Source organism: Chryseobacterium daecheongense (genome assembly GCA_027920525.1).
In the GTDB taxonomy this organism is placed as follows: Bacteria; Bacteroidota; Bacteroidia; order Flavobacteriales; family Weeksellaceae; genus Chryseobacterium; species Chryseobacterium proteolyticum.
This window is the reverse complement of sequence record CP115858.1, coordinates 3,500,230-3,516,227: the sequence shown is the minus strand read 5'-3', so window position 1 is coordinate 3,516,227 and position 15,998 is coordinate 3,500,230. Positions and strand designations below refer to the sequence as shown.

16 protein-coding genes are annotated in these 15,998 nt (G+C 36.8%); 7 read left to right on the top strand and 9 right to left on the bottom strand.

All coding sequences use genetic code 11. The features are described from left to right. Position 1: 1 nt before the first annotated feature. From rpsS to PFY10_15565, 6 genes are all read right to left on the bottom strand, one after another. Complete coding sequence (gene rpsS / locus PFY10_15590; GenBank protein WBV55647.1) at positions 2-280, bottom strand: 30S ribosomal protein S19; 279 nt, start codon at positions 278-280, stop codon at positions 2-4. 2 nt (positions 281-282) lie between these two features. Further along, complete coding sequence (rplB, locus tag PFY10_15585; protein WBV55646.1) at positions 283-1,104, bottom strand: 50S ribosomal protein L2; 822 nt, start codon at positions 1,102-1,104, stop codon at positions 283-285. A gap of 22 nt (positions 1,105-1,126) precedes the next feature. Next, entirely contained in the window at positions 1,127-1,417 is a 291-nt protein-coding gene (gene rplW / locus PFY10_15580; GenBank protein WBV55645.1) for a 50S ribosomal protein L23, read from the bottom strand. A 3-nt stretch (positions 1,418-1,420) separates the two neighbouring features. Continuing rightward, complete coding sequence (rplD, locus tag PFY10_15575; protein ID WBV55644.1) at positions 1,421-2,050, bottom strand: 50S ribosomal protein L4; 630 nt, start codon at positions 2,048-2,050, stop codon at positions 1,421-1,423. Beyond that, the gene (gene rplC / locus PFY10_15570; GenBank protein WBV55643.1) at positions 2,041-2,667 is read right to left on the bottom strand and encodes a 50S ribosomal protein L3; all 627 of its coding nucleotides are present in this window, start codon (positions 2,665-2,667) and stop codon (positions 2,041-2,043) included. Before rplC ends, rplD begins: the two co-directional genes overlap by 10 nt. 226 nt (positions 2,668-2,893) lie before the next feature. After that, on the bottom strand, positions 2,894-3,658 hold the full coding sequence (locus PFY10_15565) for a DeoR/GlpR family DNA-binding transcription regulator (GenBank protein WBV55642.1): 765 nt from the start codon (positions 3,656-3,658) through the stop codon (positions 2,894-2,896). Between the two features lie 114 nt (positions 3,659-3,772). Here PFY10_15565 and PFY10_15560 point away from each other — a divergent pair, with 114 nt between their 5' ends. The 7 genes from PFY10_15560 to PFY10_15530 all read left to right on the top strand — a co-directional run bounded on the left by PFY10_15560 (position 3,773) and on the right by PFY10_15530 (position 12,772). Next, positions 3,773-5,362: a glycerol-3-phosphate dehydrogenase/oxidase gene (locus PFY10_15560; GenBank protein ID WBV55641.1), complete on the top strand. Its 1,590-nt coding sequence runs from the start codon at positions 3,773-3,775 to the stop codon at positions 5,360-5,362. 19 nt (positions 5,363-5,381) lie between these two features. Next, positions 5,382-6,878 (top strand): glycerol kinase GlpK, encoded by a 1,497-nt coding sequence (glpK, locus tag PFY10_15555; protein WBV55640.1) that lies wholly within the window; start codon positions 5,382-5,384, stop codon positions 6,876-6,878. Between the two features lie 22 nt (positions 6,879-6,900). After that, positions 6,901-7,632 carry an aquaporin family protein gene (locus PFY10_15550; GenBank protein WBV55639.1) on the top strand — a complete coding sequence of 244 codons (732 nt, stop codon included), beginning with the start codon at positions 6,901-6,903 and terminating at the stop codon, positions 7,630-7,632. A gap of 18 nt (positions 7,633-7,650) precedes the next feature. After that, positions 7,651-8,451, top strand: coding sequence for a hypothetical protein (locus PFY10_15545; GenBank protein WBV55638.1), 801 nt, complete (start codon positions 7,651-7,653; stop codon positions 8,449-8,451). 144 nt (positions 8,452-8,595) lie between these two features. Continuing rightward, on the top strand, positions 8,596-9,009 hold the full coding sequence (locus PFY10_15540; GenBank protein WBV55637.1) for a hypothetical protein: 414 nt from the start codon (positions 8,596-8,598) through the stop codon (positions 9,007-9,009). Beyond that, positions 9,009-10,010 carry a hypothetical protein gene (locus tag PFY10_15535; GenBank protein WBV55636.1) on the top strand — a complete coding sequence of 334 codons (1,002 nt, stop codon included), beginning with the start codon at positions 9,009-9,011 and terminating at the stop codon, positions 10,008-10,010. The genes PFY10_15540 and PFY10_15535 overlap by 1 nt, the downstream gene beginning before the upstream one ends. 47 nt (positions 10,011-10,057) lie before the next feature. After that, a complete protein-coding gene (locus PFY10_15530) occupies positions 10,058-12,772 on the top strand; it encodes a hypothetical protein (GenBank protein WBV55635.1) in 2,715 nt (904 codons plus the stop codon). Positions 12,773-12,807: 35 nt separating this feature from the next. On the opposite strand, the gene PFY10_15525 is transcribed toward PFY10_15530, so the two are convergent. The 3 genes from PFY10_15525 to rpsJ form a co-directional block, all read right to left on the bottom strand. Further along, positions 12,808-13,302: a low affinity iron permease family protein gene (locus PFY10_15525; GenBank protein ID WBV55634.1), complete on the bottom strand. Its 495-nt coding sequence runs from the start codon at positions 13,300-13,302 to the stop codon at positions 12,808-12,810. A gap of 71 nt (positions 13,303-13,373) precedes the next feature. Further along, on the bottom strand, positions 13,374-15,380 hold the full coding sequence (locus tag PFY10_15520; protein ID WBV55633.1) for a TonB-dependent receptor: 2,007 nt from the start codon (positions 15,378-15,380) through the stop codon (positions 13,374-13,376). 302 nt (positions 15,381-15,682) lie between these two features. After that, positions 15,683-15,988, bottom strand: coding sequence for a 30S ribosomal protein S10 (gene rpsJ, locus PFY10_15515; protein ID WBV55632.1), 306 nt, complete (start codon positions 15,986-15,988; stop codon positions 15,683-15,685). Positions 15,989-15,998: the final 10 nt, after the last annotated feature.

The window sequence follows — 15,998 nt, the reverse complement described above, 5'->3', positions numbered from 1 at the left end:
ATTATCTGCTTCCTTTGTTTTTGTTACCACCATGACCTCTGAAAGATCTTGTTGGAGAAAATTCGCCTAACTTGTGACCAACCATGTTTTCTGTAACATATACAGGGATAAAAGATTTCCCGTTATGTACAGCAATAGTTTGTCCTACGAAGTCCGGAGAGATCATCGATGCTCTAGACCAAGTTTTGATAACTGTCTTCTTACCAGACTCTATATTTGCCTGAACCTTCTTATCTAAAGTATGATGAATGAACGGTCCTTTTTTAAGTGATCTTGCCATAATTATTTTCTTTTAGATACGATGTAACGGTTAGACACTTTGTTTTTCTTTCTAGTTTTGTAACCTTTAGCCGGTTTACCGTTTCTAGACCTTGGGTGACCTCCTGAAGAACGTCCTTCACCACCACCCATTGGGTGATCTACCGGGTTCATTACAACCGCTCTTGTTCTTGGTCTTCTACCTAACCATCTGCTTCTACCAGCTTTTCCTGATACTGTTAATTGGTGATCAGAGTTAGAAACAGATCCAATCATTGCATAACATTCAGTAAGGATCATTCTAGATTCTCCTGAAGGCAATTTGATGATTGCATATTTTCCGTCTCTTGAAGTTAATTGAGCTGAAGAGCCAGCACTTCTTGCTAAAATAGCACCTTGTCCAGGCTTCATTTCAACACAAGAAATAACAGTACCTAATGGAATATTTTTCAATTTCATTGCGTTACCGATATTTGGCTCTACGCTTTCTCCTGCAATCACCTTTTGATCAACTTTAATACCGTTTGGAGCGATGATATATCTCTTCTCTCCATCTGCGTACTCTAATAAAGCGATAAATGCAGTTCTGTTTGGATCGTATTCTACAGATTTTACCGTTGCTTCAACATCATGTTTGTTTCTTTTGAAGTCGATAATTCTGTATTTCTTTTTGTGTCCACCTCCGGTGTAACGCATGGTCATTTTACCTGTTTGGTTACGTCCACCTGACTTTTTAATACCAACTGTTAGAGATTTCTCTGGTTTGTTGGTAGTAATTTCCTCAAAATTATTTACAATTCTGAATCTCTGTCCCGGGGTGATAGGTTTTAATTTTCTAACAGACATTACTATTATTTATAATTAATAATTAATTTACAGCAAAAATATCGATAACCTCACCTTCAGCAAGTTTGATTACCGCTTTTTTCAATTTGTTTGTCTTTCCTACTTGAAGACCTTTTTTAGTGTATTTCGAAGAAACCTTCGGAGCATAAATCATTGTGTTAACGTCTGCTACTTTTACACCGTAAGCTGCTTCAACAGCTTTTTTGATCTGGATTTTATTCGCCTTAGTATCCACTAAGAAAGAATAAGAACCTCTTAAATCTGTAAGGTAATTAGCCTTTTCTGAAATAACTGGTTTAATAATAATAGACATGACTTATTTCTTTAAATTTTCTTGGAATTTCTCGATAGCACCTTCTAAGAATACGATCTCACCTGCATTGATTAGGTCATAAGAACTAATTTCGTTATAAGCAAGAACTTTAGTCTTAGGTAGGTTTCTTGAAGATAAATAAACATTTTTGTTTGCTTCATCTAAGATGTAAAGAGATTTTTTACCTTCGAATCCTAAAGCGTTATTGATGTTGATAAACTCTTTAGTTTTAGGAGTTTCGAAATTGAAAGCCTCTAATACTTTAATACTGTTATCTCTCAATTTCTGAGATAAAACAGATTTTTTTGCTAATCTCTTAAGAGCTTTATTCAATTTGAATCTGTAGTCTCTTGGCTTAGGTCCGAATACTCTACCTCCACCTCTGAATGTTGGAGATTTAATATCACCATATCTAGCAGATCCAGATCCTTTTTGCTTCTTAAGCTTTTTAGTAGAAGCCGTAATTTCGCTTCTTTCTTTTGATTTATGAGTACCTTGTCTCTGAGCGGCAAGATATTGCTTAACTTCTAAGTAAACCGCGTGCTGATTTGGCTCAATTCCGAATACTGTTTCGTCTAGAGTTACTTTTCTTCCGGTCTCTTTTCCTGATGTATTTAATACTACTAGTTCCATTTTCTGATAATTACATAAGAATTTTTAGCTCCCGGAACAGCACCTTTTACTACTAAAAGATTTTGTTCTTGATCCACTTTTAATACTTGAAGGTTTTGAACAGTTACCTGCTTACCTCCCATTCTTCCAGCCATTCTCATCCCTTTGAATACTCTTGAAGGGTCTGAACCAGCACCGATAGAACCTGGAGCTCTAAGTCTGTTGTGCTGACCATGAGTTGCCTGCATTACACCTCCAAATCCGTGTCTTTTAACAACACCCTGGAAGCCTTTACCTTTTGAAGTCCCTGTTACGTCAACATACTCACCTTCAGCGAATAAATCAACTTTTACTTCTTCTCCTACTTTTACTTCATCAACGAATTCTCTGTAGAATTCTACCAATTTAGCTTTAGGAGCAGAACCAGCCTTTTTAAAATGGCCAGCTAACGCTTTACCAACGTTCTTTTCACTCTTGTCATCGAAACCTAATTGAACTGACTTATAACCGTCCTTTTCAATGGTTCTGACCTGTAAAACCGAGCACGGACCAGCTTGAATAACTGTACAAGGAATGTTTTTTCCTTCTTCGTTAAACAAAGACGTCATACCGATTTTTTTACCAATAATACCTGACATTGTTTATGTTATAATAAAATTTATCCTTTATTTATCCTCATTTTCAGCAAGCTAAGTAATTTCCACGTTTGAGATGGGCATACTTTTCCCCTAAAATGAGTGTGCAAATTTATGGATAATTTTTAGATTGACAAATTTTTACAGCAAAATATTTTGATTTTTAGTCGTTTACAAAATAAATTACTTTTCAAGCCCGAATCTAACCAGAGCATAGAACATAGCATGGCTACTTCGTGATAACACTCAGACCTATTTCTTCGAGCCTCTTTTTATCCTCTTCTAGTATGCCATCATCGGTAATCAGATAATCTATTTTATCTAAAGAAGAAATCTTACCGAAGCCTTTTTTGTTTAGTTTGGATGAGTCCGCCAATATCATCACTTTATCGGAACATTCTATCATTAATTGATTGAGATGTGCTTCAGCTGCATTGGAAGTACTGATTCCAAAATCCATATCAATGCCGTCTACCCCCAGGAATAATTTATTGCATGAAAACTGAGCAAGAATTGTTTCGGATATAGAGCCCACGATCGATGTAGAACTTTTACGAACCTCACCCCCCAATTGTATAATATTTATATTAGGATTATTGCATAACTCCAATGCCACTCTCAGCGATGACGTAAGCACAGTAAGACGGCCGAAATTCACCAGCATCCTTGCCAGATAATGCATTGTAGTTCCTGAAGCCAGAATAATACAATCGTTTTCTTCTATAAGTTTCACTGCCGCCTTGGCAATATTCTGCTTAGCCTCTACATTAATATTCTCCTTTTCATCTACGTTCTTTTCATACGCATACCTCACATGCTTGCTTGCACCTCCATGATTTCGAAAAAGAAGACCCAAGCTTTCTAAATAGTTCAGATCCTTTCGAATGGTAACGGAAGAAACATTATACTTTTCGCATAATTCCTGCACGAGAACATAATCTTTCTTTTCCAGCTCCTGCAGTATCTCAGTATGCCTTGGTATTAATTTTTCCATTCTTTTTCTTTCCCCAAAGTTATTGTTTTTTTCCAAGAACATAAAATTTCACTTATTTTCTTTTTACTTTCATTTTTAATTACTAGCTTTGAATTCGAAACTTAACGAAACATTATGAAACGAAATGAAGAACTCAGCAAATTAACCACCGTAAAAGAATGGGACTTTTTAGTCATTGGTGGAGGAGCAAGCGGTTTAGGTTCGGCATTGGACGCAGTAAGCAGAGGGTTTAAAACATTACTGCTGGAATCTCACGATTTCGCGAAAGCTACTTCCAGCAGAAGTACAAAGCTGGTACACGGCGGCGTAAGATATTTGGCACAGGGAGATATCGGTTTGGTAAAAGAGGCATTGAAGGAAAGGGGATTATTGGCAAAAAATGCAGCCCATGTGGTAAAAAATCAATCATTTATTATTCCTAATTATACATGGTGGGGAGGAATTTATTACAAAATAGGACTTTCGATTTACGATTTTCTGGCAGGGAAATTAAGCTTAGGTAAAACAAAATATATCAGCAAATCAAAAACAGTTGAAAAACTTCCGACGATTGAACAGAAAAATCTGGCAAGCGGGGTTGTATATCAGGACGGGCAGTTTGATGACGCGAGATTGGCTGTTAATTTAACCCAGACCATTATTGAAAAAGGAGGCACAGCAGTTAATTATGTTAAAGTAATTAACCTGATAAAAAACAGTTCCAATAAAGTAATCGGTGTAATCGCTGAAGATCAGTTTACTAAGCAGCAATTTGAAATCCACGCAAAAGTAGTCATTAATGCGACAGGAGTTTTCACGAATGATATCCTGAATATGAACAACCCGAAACATGGAAAATTCGTTGTTCCAAGCCAGGGTATTCATTTGGTACTGGATAAGTCCTTCTTGAAAAGTGACGACGCCATTATGATTCCGAAAACTTCTGACGGAAGGGTCTTATTTGTCGTTCCATGGCACGACAGAGCGCTTGTAGGAACAACCGATACATTATTGGAAAGTGAAAGTTTTGAGCCACGAGCATTGGAAGAAGAAATTAAGTTTGTTTTAAATACAGCAAGACAATATTTAGCAAAAAAACCTACTCGGGAAGATGTAAAATCTGTTTTTGCAGGACTTCGGCCGCTTGCCGCACCAAAGGATGGAAGCAAAAGCACAAAAGAAGTTTCGAGAAGCCATAAAGTGGTAACATCCGATACAGGATTGGTTTCCATTATCGGAGGAAAATGGACTACCTATCGAAAAATGGCAGAAGATACTATCGATGAAGCGATGAAAGTTCACCATCTGGGAACAACTACATCCAAAACAGAACATCTTTCGATTCATGGAAATGTAAAACCTGAAACGGTAGACAGAAGCAATCATTTGTATGTTTACGGATCAGACATTCCGGAAATCAAAAAACTACAGCAGAGCAATCCTGAATTTTCAGAAAAAATACATCCTGATCATCCATTCACAGTTGCTGAAGCAATTTGGGCAATCCGTCAGGAAATGGCAGAAACCATTGAGGACATCCTGGCCCGAAGAGTCCGTCTTTTATTTTTAGATGCAAGAGCAGCAATCGACAGTGCACATAAGATTGCTTCTATTATCGCAAAAGAAAACGGACATTCAGAGGAATGGGCTAATGAGCAGGAAAGAGAATTTATCGAATTGGCAAAGGGATACCTGTTAACTCCTTATTCGCCAAGATCCATTTAACCTAAATCAACGTCACAACATGAGTGAAAAGTTAATTCTCGCTCTGGACCAAGGCACAACTTCGTCAAGAGCCATTTTATTCAATCACAGCGGAGAAATAGAATTTGTTTCTCAGAAAAGTTTTGAACAGATATTTCCTACCCCGGGTTGGGTAGAGCATGACCCTAATGAAATCTGGTCTTCCCAGGTATCGGTAGCAGCAGAAGTTATCGCTAAAGCAGGTATCTCAGGGCTTGAGGTTGCAGCGATAGGGATTACAAACCAGCGCGAAACAACGATCGTTTGGGACAGAGAAACAGGTGAACCCGTTTATAATGCTATCGTATGGCAGGACAGGAGAACATCAAAATACTGTGACTCGCTAAAAGAACAAGGGTATACAGACATGATCAAAGAAAAAACAGGTTTGGTTCTTGATGCTTATTTTTCAGCAACCAAAGTAAAGTGGATCCTTGATAATGTAGATGGAGCAAGAGAGCAGGCAGAAGCAGGAAAATTGTGTTTTGGAACTGTTGATACATGGCTGGTATGGAAGCTAACGCGTGGAAAAATGTTTATCACAGATGTTTCGAACGCAAGCAGAACAATGCTCCTAAACATCCAATCTTTAGAATGGGATGAAGATCTTTTAAAGTTATTTAATATTCCAAAAGCGATCCTTCCTGAAGTAAAACAAAGCAGTGAAGTTTATGGAGAAACCGCTACCACTTTATTCTCAACAAAAATCCCAATTGCAGGTATTGCCGGAGACCAGCAGGCAGCTTTGTTCGGACAAATGTGTACAACACCGGGAATGGTAAAAAATACATACGGTACAGGATGCTTTCTTTTGATGAACACAGGGAAAGAGGCCGTTCACTCTAAGAACAACTTGCTGACAACCGTTGCATGGAAGATAAACGGAGAAGTTAATTATGCACTGGAAGGCAGTGTTTTTGTGGGAGGGGCTGCAATTCAATGGGTAAGAGACGGGCTCAAATTAATTAACTCAGCTGACGAAATTAACAGTCTGGCCAAAACCGTCGAAGATAATGGAGGTGTTTATTTTGTACCGGCACTTACAGGTCTGGGAGCTCCATATTGGGATCAGTATGCAAGGGGAACTATTGTTGGAGTGACAAGAGGAACCACTAACGGACATATTGCCAGAGCTACTCTAGAAGGTATAGCATTCCAGGTATATGATATTGTAAAAGCGATGGAGGCAGATTCCGGAACTGGTAGTTTAGAGCTAAGAGTTGATGGTGGTGCTTCCAATAGCGACTTACTAATGCAAATCCAGTCTGATCTATTCGGTTTCAAGATTACACGCCCAAGAACTTTAGAAACAACAGCCCTGGGTGCTGCCTATCTTGCCGGACTTGCAGTAGGTTATTGGAAAAATATTGACGAAATTCAATCTCAATGGATCGTGGATAAAGACTTCCACCCTCAGCTTGAGAAAGAAAAAGCCGACAAGATGATCCACTTCTGGCACAAAGCAGTAAAGCGTTCTCAAGATTGGATTGAAGATTAATTTCCACTAAATAAAATAAACTATGACTCCATTTATAGCAGAAATCATCGGAACAATGCTTATGATCCTACTCGGAAACGGTGTAGTGGCCAATGTTGTTTTAAAGGATACAAAAGGAAACAATTCCGGTTGGATTGTAATTACCACAGCCTGGGCACTTGCAGTTTTCGTTGGGGTAACGGTTGCAGGGCCAGTGAGTGGCGCTCATCTGAACCCTGCCGTAACGTTAGGCCTGGCTATCGCGGGAAAATTTTCATGGGATCTGGTTCCCACATATATCGCCGGAGAAATGATTGGCGCCATGTTAGGTGCTTTTCTTGTCTGGCTATTTAATAAGGATCACTTTGCCATTACCGAAGATGAAGGGGCAAAATTAGCATGTTTCAGCACAGGTCCGGCAATAAGAAAGCCGGTTTCGAATCTTATCAGTGAAATTATAGGAACGTTCGTGCTTGTTTTTGTGATCTTCCATTTTGCCGATCCAAGCCTCACTTTGGGTAATGATCCGACCGCTAAGATCGGACTGGGGACTGTTGGTGCTCTACCTGTTACCTTACTTGTTTGGGCTATTGGCTTATCATTAGGAGGAACTACAGGTTATGCCATTAATCCTGCCCGTGACCTTGGACCAAGGATTATGCACGCTATTCTTCCGGTAAAAGGAAGCAGTGATTGGGGATATGCATGGATTCCTATTGCAGGACCAGTGCTAGGAGCAACCCTTGCGGCTTTATTGCATCTCGCTTTAAGTTAATCAAAGAAAGTTTACAGTATGAAAAAACTACTTTTTATATGCCTGATTATTTTAGGTACAGGGAGTCTCTTTGCCCAGGAGGACACAGAAGTCAAGGATGACGGTCGCCTGGATTTCACTGCTAATATCCAGAATAACCACTTGTGGAGAGGCTTGATTATTACAGATAAGCCCGTGGTAATGGGAAACCTTTCTTACGCTTTGGATAAAGAAAAAAAATGGAAAGTGGGAATATGGGGAGCATCCGCTTTAACCGACGACAAGGATGGCACGCATTATAAAGAGATCAATTATTATGTTCAGTATTCTGACGGACGGCTTTATATTGGGTTATGGGACTTATTTAACTCCAGAAACATCAATACTGCAGTAGCTTCGGATGATATCTTTAATTATTCAAACAGAAGAACCGCCCATATTATTGATCTGAGAACAAATTACACCTTCGGTCCTTCGTTCCCTTTAAACATTGAAGCAGACATCATGCTTTATGGAGGCGCTAATGCGGGAGAAGTTGTTTTGAAACCGGACGGGAGCTATAAAAAGAATAAATATTCCACGTATGTTCAGGTAAGCTATCCTGTTATTGCCCATCAAAAAGTAAATCTGGATGCATTTGTTGGTGGAGGCTTTGCCTTCAATGACAGCACATTTTTATATGGTAATGGAAAAAACAGTTTTGATATCGTAAATGTAGGTATCAAAGTCAGCAAAGCTTTAAAGATAACGGAACATTATACCCTTCCCGTATCAATGATGGCCATGTGGAATCCATCAAATAAATATGCAAGGATTCAGCTGGCAGCAACCGTATTTTAAAAAAATCAACATAATAAGAGGTCCATTCCGGTCACAACCGGAATGGGCTTTTTTACATATATCATTGATATCCTTAAGACAAAGTAAATACCGTGTTTTTACGGTGTAATTCTTGCATAAATCTTTTTACATTTGATCAAAAAAATGAAAAAGATATTCTGCGTGCTTATCCTCTGCATCGCAACCCTTTCCTTTTCACAATCTAAAGTTCCGTTTACTGGAAAAAGATCTTTCAATATAATAGAAGGATATAGCGGAACCGGCACACCAGCCTATTATCTTGATGTAAAAAAGAACGGCGATGTTTATTTTGGCTATGTACAGGTAAATCAGGCTAGCGGAGAAGAAACCAGTGAAGAAATAAATGCAGGGAAATACACCCCTCAGGTCATGAAGGTCCAGTTCAAAAAGTACAATGAAACTTTCTATGTAAAGTTTGATAAAGAAAAAATATACCTTACTGATGAAAAGGGAAATATCCAGAAATCTGAGGATTGCTGTTCTGCGATGGAAAATGATAAAGAAAGTTGTACCTGTGAAAGCGCTTTTTACCAATAATGAAAATAATTAAGTTTTTAGTCATTCTTATTTTGCTTGTTTCATGCAGCGAAAGAGAGAAACATCCGTACACGTTTTATTACTGGAAAACAAAATTGTCTTTAGACAATGAAGAGAAAAAAGCATTAGATAAAACAACCGTCCCGATTCTTTACACAAGGTTCTTTGACATCAATAAAGTAAACGGTAGATTTCAGCCTTTAGCCGTCATCACCAAAGACGAAAGTTTCGAGACAGACAAACAAATTGTCCCTACCGTATTTATCACCAACCAGACTTTTGTTAATATTTCAGGGGAGGAAATACACTTCCTTGCAGAAAGCATACATCATTTAATTGACAAAAAGAGTAAAGAATATAAGCTGAAGACCAATCATGAAATTCAGATTGATTGTGACTGGACAGCCGGAACACGTGACGATTATTTCGCGTTTTTAAAAGAACTTCACAAAATTTCCGGGAAAGACATTGACTGTACGCTTCGGCTTCATCAGGTAAAAGATAAAGCAATAATGGGAATCCCTCCTGTAAAAAAAGTATTCCTGATGTGCTACTCCACCTCTTCTCCTTTGGAAACATCTGATAAGAATTCAATTCTGGATGTTAATATCCTTAAAAGCTATCTTTCAAAATTGGAAGATTATCCAATCAAGGAAATTGAAGTGGCTTTACCTATTTACTCGTGGGGAATTGTTACCAATCATTTAGGAAGACACAAGCTCATCAATGCTTTATCACAAAATGACCTGAAAAATCCTAATTTTAAAAAGATTTCAGATCATGAAATTGAAATTCAAAAAGATGGATTTTACTTTGGAAATTACCTGAATAAAGGATTTACCATAAAAGTTGAAGAAATTACAAACGACCAGCTCAGAGATGTCATTGCTTTTTTAGATAAAAAAATACCGTTGTTTAATATCGTTTATTATCAATTAGATACTAAATTTGTTATGAACCAAAATTTCAAACTGATGTCTAAATTCCAGAGTGATTTTTAACATCATAGAATACAATAAAACACAACGTAAAAAAATACTACATACCCATGAAAAAGTATATTCTCACAATTGCAGTCTTTTCACTTTTTTATACAAAATCAGAAGCTTGCGCCTGGTCAGATCCGGACTATGAGTATTTTAATCTTTTTACCCAAAGTATTATCAAGGATAAATCATATCTGCCATTTCTGCACAGTTACTCAACAAGATTTTATACTGACTTTAAACCAGGTCAGATTCCGGATGAAAATATTGGGGCATGGAGGAAATTCTTTGGCAATCAGCTGAGCTATCAGGAAACCAATTATCTGGTAAATAATATAAGCCTTAATGAGCTTAATGAGCTCAAAAAAGGAAATCCGGGTAATCAACTATTGAAAAAACTGGGAACAGGTTTCTATCAGAAATATCGCGAGGGAATTGATTACTTAATTGAAGCCAAATATCTTGAGCCCTATATGAGAATCAATTTTATTGAAAATCCTGACTCTTATTTTTACAACGGCCCTCAAAGTGATAAAAATGCAACCAACCTTGATTATAACAAAACTATTTCAGCATTAACCTCTTTATATAATGCTGCAAAAAATCCTGAGATAAAACAGCGATACGGTTACCAACTGGTCCGTTTCAATCATTATACCAGAAATTATGACGCTGCACTTCAGGCTTTCAGAACCTATATTGAGCCGATCAAGTTAAAAGGAGTTCCTTACTTTATGGCCCTTGACCAATTAGCCGGCGCACAAAGAGGTATGAAGATGAACAGTGATGCCAACTGGAACTTCTTTCAGGTTTTCATGAATAGTGATAGCCGTAAAGAGTCTGCTTTTGTTTCTATGAAACTTTCTGATACCGCATCTTTTAATAACATTTTAAAAAGAGCAGGTACTCCGAATGAAAAGAATATGGCTTATTTTCTTTTGGGATATGAAGATTTCACCAATCCTATTCCTATAATGGAGAAGATGTACGATATTGATCCTAATTCGGAAATTCTGAAAGTAATGGCGGTAAGAAGTATCAATGAACTGGAAAGAGCTTATCTTCCTACTTATTATTATTCTGACGACACAGATAACGCAACCGTTCAAAAAGAAAACTCAAGTACATCTGCTGATTCTCAGAAAAAAGAATCTCCGGAAGTAAAAGAAAAAAAACTTTCATTCTGGCAGAAGATTATCCGGTTCTTTAAAAACCTGTTCGGAGGGTCTAAATCGGATAAGACAGCTGATGGAAAAGCAGATCAAAGTGATGATGAGCTATTAGATAATCCTAATCGAATTCCTATCCACACAAAAAATCAAAGTTTTTGGTATGGAGATAGCAAGCAGATAGATTATCTTAATGATCTTGAAAAATTTACCTCAAAAACCAAAGAGAAATCTAAGGATGAATATTGGCAGATTGCAGATGCATACCTTAAATTCTTAAAAAAAGACTACAAAGCAAGTACTGAAATTCTGGAAGATATTAAAACAACCAATCCTGAATATCTTGAAGAGATCAAAAGGATGAAGGTCTTAAATGATATTGTTTCCCAACCGAAGATTACTTCCGATTACGAAGATCATCTAATGAAAGATTATCCGGAATATTTCATCGAAAAAGAAGTGAAGACAGACAGTACAAATTCCGATTATGACAATTATTACGGTCCTGTTCCATCTACTGCCTCATTCCTTAAGGACGTTTTAGCGAATCGATATTTCCTTCAGGGAGAGGATGGGAAATCATTCCTAATGAGTAATAAGCTTTCTGATCTCCAATATAATCCTAATTCAAGTTTGGTTAAAAGTGTAGAGGACTTTTACAGGAAGCCTAATAAAAATCAATTCGAACAGCAGATCATTGCCAAAAACATGGACGATGTAGGAAATATTGAGGCATTCTTCAGTGTAATTTATGGCGACCGGGCGATGAGAGTTGCCGATTTTGAAAAAGCAAAATCATATTATCAGAAAGCGCAGGACTTTGTAGGAATTCCTAGGATCAATTATGACTGGGTTTCCAGTGAACAACCAAAAGTTCCTCATCAATATGCTAAAGACGAATACAATGGTTTCAGAAATATCCCGGATTATGTTTTTGGCCATAATGTATGGGAAAGCTTCGAAAGTGATGCAGCCACCAGCATGGAAAACGAAGACTACACTCAATTTCCTTTCATAAAGACCATGATGAATAAGCTTGAATTAGCAGATGCTGCTATAGAGCTTAAGAAAATTGGTAACGGAAAAGATGAAAAAGCTGCTAAAGCGAGCCAGCTTATTGGTAATTTATTGTATAATACTTCTATTCTTGGTTATTACCGACAGCTGTTCGTAATGGATGTAAATAATAGTAATGGTGGCAAATATGATTTCTGGAATACAGATAAGAAAACACCATATCAATATTATTATAAAAATTTCCTTGACAGATCTTACATTGAACCGGATAATTTTGATCTGGCTATCAATTATTATAAAAAAGCACTGGCCCTTTCAGGGAATAAGGAAGAAAAAGCGAGAATCTTATTCCAGATGGCTAGTGCAGAGCAAGGAAAATACTATCAATACGAAGCAAAAAATCCATCAAAGATAAGCTACTCCGATCCTCAATATTCTGAGAAAAGCGATGCCTATCAAAAGCAACTGGACAATATAAAGAATGAAAAGTTCCGAACCTATTTTGCTTTATTAAAAACCCAGTATTCTGATACGGAAACTACCAAAAATCTAATGGGAAGCTGTTCTTATTTTAGTTACTTCATGAAATAGGAGCAATAGCTTTCGGTCTGAAATAAAAAAAGGAATCATAATGATTCCTTTTTTTGTTTTTCCAACCATTCCTCATGCTTCTTTTTAAACAGATCATGTTTGAAGCTTTGATTTCTTTTAGCCGCATCAATAGAATGGGAAGTATGGATATCCACATCATCTTGAGCAAAATCAGCTAATTTCTCATAATAGGTATGCAGCTGATCCAATTCTTTTTCGGATAAGTCTTCTATATCCACAATCCGGTTACTCGCTTTTTCATGGGCTGCGATCAGCTCATTTAGTTTAATCTGTATAGCTTTAGAATCTTTATTCTGGGATTTCTGAATAAGAAATACCATCAAAAAAGTAATAATCGTCGTTCCTGTATTGATCACCAGCTGCCAGGTTTCAGAATAATGAAATACAGGTCCGGAAAGGGCCCAGATTACAACAATAGCAGTAGCTCCAATAAAAGCATGGGAACTTCCTGTAAATTTGGTTGCCCAATCTGAAAATTTTTCAAAAAAATTATTATCCTTATGACTCATAGTGATTATTATTTTAAAGAATAAAAGTATTAAATAATATTGTTCTTTAAACAAAATAACTACAAAGCACTTTAGAAAAAGTAATTTGCTCCAAATTGATATCTGATTCCGTCGATCCTGAAGCCAAAGTTATTAGCCGGATCGGAGTTATCATTGCGGATATTTTTATCCAATAGATTATAAACACCAAAAGTAAAGCGAACATTTTTATTGAGTCGATATACCGCTCCTAAATCCAGTAAAAAATAAGATGGTATTGGAAATTCCTGTGCTCTTCCTCTGGATACTCCCGGCTGACTTTCACTTCTGTAGTTCATTCTTGACCAAAACTCGAGGCTATAATTTGCTTTCCAAGCTAAGTTTGCATTTACCATATGCTTTGGTATTCTTGCATATGCTTTATTGTAAAGCGAAGGAACTTCATTGGATTTAATTTTGGTGTCTGTATAGGTATAGTTGGTTTTTAAGGTAAGATCTTTTGTCAAGTTGATTCCAAGATTAGCTTCCATTCCTATACTTTTAGCTTTACCCAGATTTTCCCTTGTTGAAATAAAATCATAAACATGATTGTATAGACTTTCAAATTGTGCACATTCCTCAGTATTATTACACTTTCTTACTTCTACCAATTTATTTTTGAAATCAGTATTAAAACCTGTTACACTCAGACTAATAACTTTCTTGTTATCTTCAAACATTATAGTTGCTTCCTGATTAAAACTTTTCTCTGGTTGTAAGTCTTTATTTCCTATAATTACCCCATCCTGAGATCCTCCACCGGTTACTTGTCCCCAAGCTGGATTTACAGCTCGCAAACATGGTGCCTTGTACCCCCAAGAAGCCCCACCCTTGGCAGTGAAGTTTTTATTGATACTCCATACCAGGTAGCCTCTCGGAGTAAAATTGGATCCATAATTCTGATCATTATCCAAACGTGCTCCTGTAACTAAATGAAGCCTTTGAATCAATTTCCAGTTTCCTTCAGCAAAAGCGGACCAGTTCCAACGGGTTAATTGATCCACTACATCATTTTCTGATTTAAGTTTATTTCCAAAATCATTCAATCTTTCATATCTATATTCAGCACCGAAACTGATGACATGTTCCTTTATATTGAAATTGTTAAGGCTATAAGCGACAAAAGTCTCATACCTCATATCCCTGTTAGGGTTATTGGTATTGTCATATTGCAGATAGGAATTCGTATGAAAATTAGAATAGTCACCCTTATGGCTTAATGACAATACATTTCTTTCATAATTATTACTGGAACTTTTTGCATTAGCAGCTAATGAATACCCTGCATTCTGATTTCTTTCTTGACGATTAAAATCATAATTTAGCTTAAACGTGTTCTTCGTGTCAGGAGTAAGACTAAGTTCTGTTCCAAAAGCTTTAATAATACGTTCAGTAAATCCTCCAACAAATTTATCTTCATTTCTATCCGAATAACTTCCTGTAACTTTTAGTTGAAGAAGGTTTTTGATTAAAGATCCAGCAGTATATCCATCTATTTGATAAGTATTACCAGATTCTTTATGAACTTGCTGTATCAAACTGGTCGCTATTGACCCTTTCCAGCTATCTGTAAGCTTCTTAGTAATGATATTGATCACTCCTCCCATTGCATCAGAACCATATAGTGAGGACATCGGTCCTTTTACTACTTCAATTCTTTCAATAGTCTCCAATGGAGGCATCCATCCTTGTTCAATTCCGGGACCATCAGAATTTGGTCTTGTCTCCCTTGTATTAATTCTCTTCCCATCAATTAAGACTAATGTCTGCCCGGATTCAGCCCCTCTTATTGAGAAATCACTGGTACTTCCTCCTCCCGTAATAAAAACTCCGGGAACATCCTGTAAAGCATCTGTTATATCCCGATATGCCCTCTTTTTTAGATCTGCCTGTGTAATCACAGAAATAGTAGCTGGAGTATCTTTAATTTTTTGTGCATATCCTGATCCGGTTATAACCACTTCATCAATATTTCCGTTTTTTAAAGAATCTTTTACCTTCTGACCATTTGCTAAACCAATCCCTAGCAATGCTAAATAAATAGATACTGTTCTTTTCATCTTTTATTTTTTGCAAAAATATTATTTTTATTAATTCTAAATAAATTAATACTGGTGATATATGTCATTGCAAAGAATTACTCTTTGTAATTTTATTACCTCTCAGTTTAATTCGCAAAAAATTCTACAAACATAAAGTTCAATATTTACCAAATAAAAAAAAGGTCAATCGTTCTCAACAGACTCCTCTACTTCTTACGGTTCCTCATCCAAATACCATTGAAATCTTTCTTATTGATACATAAAAAAATCCGCCCCTTTTACAGAGGCGGATTCTATAATCATTGCAAAGTATGCAATTATCACACTTTAATTTCTACGTCAACACCGCTTGGTAACTCTAATTTCATTAGAGCATCAACAGTTTTAGAAGAAGAAGAGTAGATATCCATCAATCTCTTGTGAGCTGATAATTGGAACTGCTCTCTTGCTTTTTTGTTAACGTGTGGAGATCTCAACACCGTGAAAATTCTCTTGTTAGTTGGTAATGGAATAGGTCCGTTTACAACAGCCCCGGTAGCCTTTACCGTTTTTACGATTTTCTCAGCAGACTTGTCTACCAAGTTGTAATCGTAAGATTTTAGTTTTATTCTGATTCTTTGTGACATTTCTTTAATT

What these genes read in the sequence shown, in the direction of transcription:
- rplD (WBV55644.1), bottom strand. Translation starts at nt 2,050, where the DNA reads ATGGAACTAGTAGTATTAAATACATCAGGAAAAGAGACCGGAAGAAAA.
- PFY10_15565 (WBV55642.1), bottom strand. Translation starts at nt 3,658, where the DNA reads ATGGAAAAATTAATACCAAGGCATACTGAGATACTGCAGGAGCTGGAA.
- PFY10_15520 (WBV55633.1), bottom strand. Translation starts at nt 15,380, where the DNA reads ATGAAAAGAACAGTATCTATTTATTTAGCATTGCTAGGGATTGGTTTA.
- rplB (WBV55646.1), bottom strand. Translation starts at nt 1,104, where the DNA reads ATGTCTGTTAGAAAATTAAAACCTATCACCCCGGGACAGAGATTCAGA.
- PFY10_15525 (WBV55634.1), bottom strand. Translation starts at nt 13,302, where the DNA reads ATGAGTCATAAGGATAATAATTTTTTTGAAAAATTTTCAGATTGGGCA.
- PFY10_15545 (WBV55638.1), top strand. Translation starts at nt 7,651, where the DNA reads ATGAAAAAACTACTTTTTATATGCCTGATTATTTTAGGTACAGGGAGT.
- PFY10_15550 (WBV55639.1), top strand. Translation starts at nt 6,901, where the DNA reads ATGACTCCATTTATAGCAGAAATCATCGGAACAATGCTTATGATCCTA.
- PFY10_15560 (WBV55641.1), top strand. Translation starts at nt 3,773, where the DNA reads ATGAAACGAAATGAAGAACTCAGCAAATTAACCACCGTAAAAGAATGG.
- PFY10_15535 (WBV55636.1), top strand. Translation starts at nt 9,009, where the DNA reads ATGAAAATAATTAAGTTTTTAGTCATTCTTATTTTGCTTGTTTCATGC.
- rpsJ (WBV55632.1), bottom strand. Translation starts at nt 15,988, where the DNA reads ATGTCACAAAGAATCAGAATAAAACTAAAATCTTACGATTACAACTTG.
- glpK (WBV55640.1), top strand. Translation starts at nt 5,382, where the DNA reads ATGAGTGAAAAGTTAATTCTCGCTCTGGACCAAGGCACAACTTCGTCA.
- rplW (WBV55645.1), bottom strand. Translation starts at nt 1,417, where the DNA reads ATGTCTATTATTATTAAACCAGTTATTTCAGAAAAGGCTAATTACCTT.
- PFY10_15540 (WBV55637.1), top strand. Translation starts at nt 8,596, where the DNA reads ATGAAAAAGATATTCTGCGTGCTTATCCTCTGCATCGCAACCCTTTCC.
- PFY10_15530 (WBV55635.1), top strand. Translation starts at nt 10,058, where the DNA reads ATGAAAAAGTATATTCTCACAATTGCAGTCTTTTCACTTTTTTATACA.
- rplC (WBV55643.1), bottom strand. Translation starts at nt 2,667, where the DNA reads ATGTCAGGTATTATTGGTAAAAAAATCGGTATGACGTCTTTGTTTAAC.
- rpsS (WBV55647.1), bottom strand. Translation starts at nt 280, where the DNA reads ATGGCAAGATCACTTAAAAAAGGACCGTTCATTCATCATACTTTAGAT.